4 protein-coding genes are annotated in these 4,351 nt (G+C 48.7%); all 4 read right to left on the bottom strand.

All coding sequences use genetic code 11. The features are described from left to right. Positions 1-416: NADH-quinone oxidoreductase subunit NuoI (nuoI, locus tag RMO27_RS11430; protein WP_309732477.1), on the bottom strand; the 416-nt coding region annotated here is incomplete at its 3' end. A gap of 73 nt (positions 417-489) precedes the next feature. Beyond that, complete coding sequence (gene nuoH, locus RMO27_RS11425; protein WP_309732475.1) at positions 490-1,608, bottom strand: NADH-quinone oxidoreductase subunit NuoH; 1,119 nt, start codon at positions 1,606-1,608, stop codon at positions 490-492. Between the two features lie 129 nt (positions 1,609-1,737). After that, a complete protein-coding gene (locus RMO27_RS11420; protein ID WP_309732473.1) occupies positions 1,738-2,043 on the bottom strand; it encodes a hypothetical protein in 306 nt (101 codons plus the stop codon). A gap of 190 nt (positions 2,044-2,233) precedes the next feature. Further along, the coding region (locus RMO27_RS11415) for a BamA/TamA family outer membrane protein (RefSeq protein WP_309732471.1) at positions 2,234-4,351 on the bottom strand (2,118 nt) is incomplete at its 5' end.

The following is a 4,351-nucleotide window of genomic DNA, read 5'->3' as shown; positions in this document are numbered from 1 at the left end:
TTGTCGTAGTTGAGTTCATGGCGATCGTAACTTGCCAGTTCATACTCTTCGGTCATAGAAATACAGTTAGTCGGGCAGTATTCTACACAGTTGCCGCAGAAAATACACACCCCAAAGTCAATACTGTAGCTATTGAGTTTTTTCTTTTTGCTGGCTTTGTCGTATTCATAATCCACTACTGGCAGGTTGATGGGGCAGACCCGGACACAAACTTCGCAGGAAATACACTTGTCAAATTCAAAATGAATCCGTCCCCGAAATCGTTCGGAGGGAATCAGTTTCTCGTAAGGATACTGAACTGTGACTGGTCGCCGCTGCATGTGGTCGAAAGTGACGGCGAGTCCTTGGCCGATATACTTAGCAGCTTGTGCTGTTTCTTTCCCGTAATCGACGACTTGTTTGAGGAACTTTAGCATAATTATGGTCAGCGATGGCTATTGGTTAGAGCAATTAATCAAACTATCAACTATCAATTATCAACTAATCTAACTAGCCACCAAAAGCATTTGGAAATGCTAGTTTCAATGCAGCGGTAATTAGTAAATTAGCCAGCGCAACTGGGAGCAGGAATTTCCAGCCGAGATTGAGGAGTTGGTCGATCCGGACGCGGGGCACCGTCCAGCGGGTGAGGATCGCGATAAAGACGAGGAAATAAGCTTTGAAGATCGTCATCGCAATCCCCAGTGAGGCATCGACAACTTGCACCCAAGACGTAGACGGATCGACACCGATTAAATTACTTAATAACTCGATCGGAATCGGACTCGACCAACCACCGAGGTAGAGGATGGCTACCAGTAGTGCCGACAGTACCAGATTGACGTAAGAAGCAATGTAAAACAGGGCAAACTTCATCCCTGAGTATTCGGTCTGATAGCCTGCTACTAGCTCTTCCTCGGCCTCTGGCAGGTCAAAGGGCAGACGTTCGCATTCGGCTAAAGCCGCAATCCAGAAAATTACAAACCCGACTGGTTGCCGCCAGATATTCCAAGACAAGATCCCATAACCTGATTGCTGTTGAACGATATCGATCGTACTCAGGCTATTGGACATCAAGACGATCGCCAGTACCGATAATGCTAGCGGAATTTCATAACTGATCGACTGAGCGGCTGCGCGCAAGCCGCCAATCAGCGAATATTTATTGTTGGAGGCATATCCAGACATCAACAAGCCAATCGGGACGACACTCGATAAGGCAATCCAGAAAAATACTCCCGTGTTAATGTCGGTAATCACCAAATTCTGACCGAAGGGGACGATCAAGTAGGAGATAAACACCGGCAGGACGACGATAATCGGGCCGACCGTGAACAGAATTGGATCGGCATTGGCAGGGGTGATGTCTTCTTTAAATACCAGTTTTAGCCCATCGGCTACTGGTTGCAAAACACCCAAGGGGCCAGCATATTCAGGCCCGATCCGCTGTTGGGCAGCAGCAGAAATCTTCCGCTCCAACCACACGTTAACTAAAACGCCGACTGTTGCCCCGATAATCATCAGCAACATCGGAAACGGCATCCACAACACCTTCGCCAGCTCGGCAGAAATGCCCAAGTCGCTGAGGGATTGAATAAAAGTGCCTTGGAGATCGATACCTGAATTCATATACTTGGTTGTTAGTTAACGTCAGATCGAGATCGGTAGATTTACGATCGCCTTTAACAGTATATCGTGGCACGAGTATTTGGCGATCGACCGCCATCCAATGGTTATCATCGATTTTGCTTGATGATTTTAGCCCCGCCGCCGATAAAGACTACAGACAATTTTGCCATCGGGACGCGATCGAAATGACGCGGTGTTGCCATCAGCCTCAGTAATCAATCTTGCACGACAGTCATAGGACGCTGAAGGTCGATCGATCCCATCCGTACTGACTATCGCCTGATATTGCCAAAAGTTTTTCGCACTGCGCTTAATGCTGACGATACAAATCCGATGACCGTCTGTCTGACGGCAAAATTCCGCCCGCACCGGATCTACGTTCGTCAACCAGAATAATAAGCCGATCGCACACAACTTGATTAGAGATTTCAACACTACTCGATCGATCGATACGCCAGGATAGAGGTTAGTGGATAGAGGTTAGTGGATAGTGGATAGTGGATAGTGGATAGGTAACACAAAATATCGATCTTGTCATGACTGAAATCGCTCTGAGAGAATCTCAGAGCAACGAGCGACTATCAATTATCAATTATCAATTATCAATTATCAACTATCAACTAACCTAGAATCTTTCCCCGATTCCGAACTGAATCCGGCTTTGCGATAGGTTATTGACCGCATAGTCGAGACGAATCGAACCTAATGCGGGTACGCCGATCCGAATGCCTGCACCGTAGCCAAATCCATTACCTGGTTTGCCGCGTAGTCCGGCTGGATCGCCAGGAACGCTACTACCAGTACCTAAATCGCTACCATAATCAAAGAAGATCTCACCACCAACTATCGATACGATCGGAAAGCGATATTCGGCAGTCGCCTGAAAATAGCTGCGCCCCGAACCGATATCCCCCTCTTCATAGCCGCGCACTGATGTCGGACCGCCCAAACTAAAGGCTTCATAAGGTGGCAGAGTGCCTAGAATTGTGCCCCCTTGAACGTTGAACATAAACGATTGGGCACCAGGTGTGAAATCGACTAACTTCACAGGAATATATTGGGTGAAACTAGCTCTGGCTCTGGTCATTGCAATATTTCCCAATCCAATTGGAGCTGACTGATCTAGTCCCAATTTCAACAGCGATCCTTGACTGGGATCGGTAAAACTATTCCGTAAATCTTGCGTCAGTCCGAGCTGTAACATCAACAGATCGTCTTCTCCAGTTCCACTGGCTGTGAGATTGCGACCGCCGATCTGCGGTACGAGCGTACCGTTAGCGATACTATTGCCACTATTAAAATTCTGAACCGATACGCGTTGATACTGGAATCCGAGCGAAGCGCGCCACGGACTATCAGTGTAAGGGTCGCCATTGAGCGGACGATAAAAGGTAATCCCACCCCCCTGTCTGACGATCGTCGGGGTATCCCCAGTAGTATTGCCCGTTGCAATACTGTTCGGTACGTATTGTGGAGTAGTACCACCACCAAAGATCAACGAGGTCGATCGCCGCGAGAAGATATTGGTAGTATATGATGTCCGATTGGGGTCGGTAGCAATCCACGGATCGGTGAAACTCAGATCGCCCAAGAACCCAGTGGTACCGAGTTGGAGGTTAGCTCCGATCGTTTGGGCATTACCGCCGACATTCAATTGATTATAGCCCACACTCGCAAACAGACCGTTGGCCGAACTCAGACCGCCCCCAGCAACGATCGATGAAGTCCTTTTCTCGACGACGTTAAGTTGGAGGATGACTTTGGCTGGATCGGTACCAGGCGCGAAGGATACTCGCACATCATCGAAGATTCCCAACCCATAAATCCGCTGGAGATCTTTTTGGATTGTCTGGCGATTAAAGATCTTGCCCGGTTTTAATTCCGCTTCGCGGGTGATGATAAAGGGCCGAGTTAATCCTTTAAATGGTTGCTGCTTGTCATCAACTAGCGAACCCTCTTTGTTGATAAATCGTACTTGGACATCTTCAATCAAGCCTTCCGCGATGACTAGTGTCAACTTACCATCAGTAGTGAGTTCTTTGACATCTACCACTTGGGCGAGATTATAGCCCTGCTGCTGGTAGAGGGCGTTCAATTGTTTGATCGCCACTTGGAGTTCGACAGCGTTTAACGGCTTACCATACTGACTCTGAAATACCGTATCGATGTCTGCTTGCTTGAGGACAGATCTGCTATCGGCCGGCAATGTTTGGATTTGGACTTGTTGTAAGGCACCATATGGTGTGACCACAAAGCTGAGTTTGACGCCTTTGCTGGTATCTTCAGGGACGATTTCGACTGCTGAGAAGGCACCTAGCGCGCGGACGGCATTGAGATTTTGCTCTAATTGTTCGCGGGTTGTCGGTTGTCCGGTTTTGACAGTCAGCACTTGGCGAATCTTCGATTCTAGCTCTGGTGCTAACACCCCAGTGGGGCTTTTGATAATAATGTCGGAAACTAATACTTGTTTTTGATTAGCGGCTGGAGTAGTCGGGGTCTGGCTGCTAGGAGTAGTGCTGGGAGTTGTGGCGGCTGGTTTCTGGCGGGGCTGCTGGCGCGGAGCGATCTTTTTTTTGCGCGGTTTCTTCCGACTAGCAGCCACCAAATCCTTGGCAGTACCGATGTCAGCTACATTCTGGGCAGCAGAGACCGCGATCGGTTGGCGTTTGACGATCGAGTTGAGCAAGCTCGGCTGCGCTACTAGTCTCCCAATTTGAGCGGAATCGGCATGGGCGGGGGCGGG

This window comes from Chamaesiphon sp. OTE_75_metabat_556, assembly GCF_031378165.1.
Taxonomy (GTDB): domain Bacteria; phylum Cyanobacteriota; class Cyanobacteriia; order Cyanobacteriales; family Chamaesiphonaceae; genus Chamaesiphon.
The sequence above is the reverse complement of the archived record's forward strand: the minus strand, read 5'-3'. Positions and strand labels throughout refer to the sequence as shown.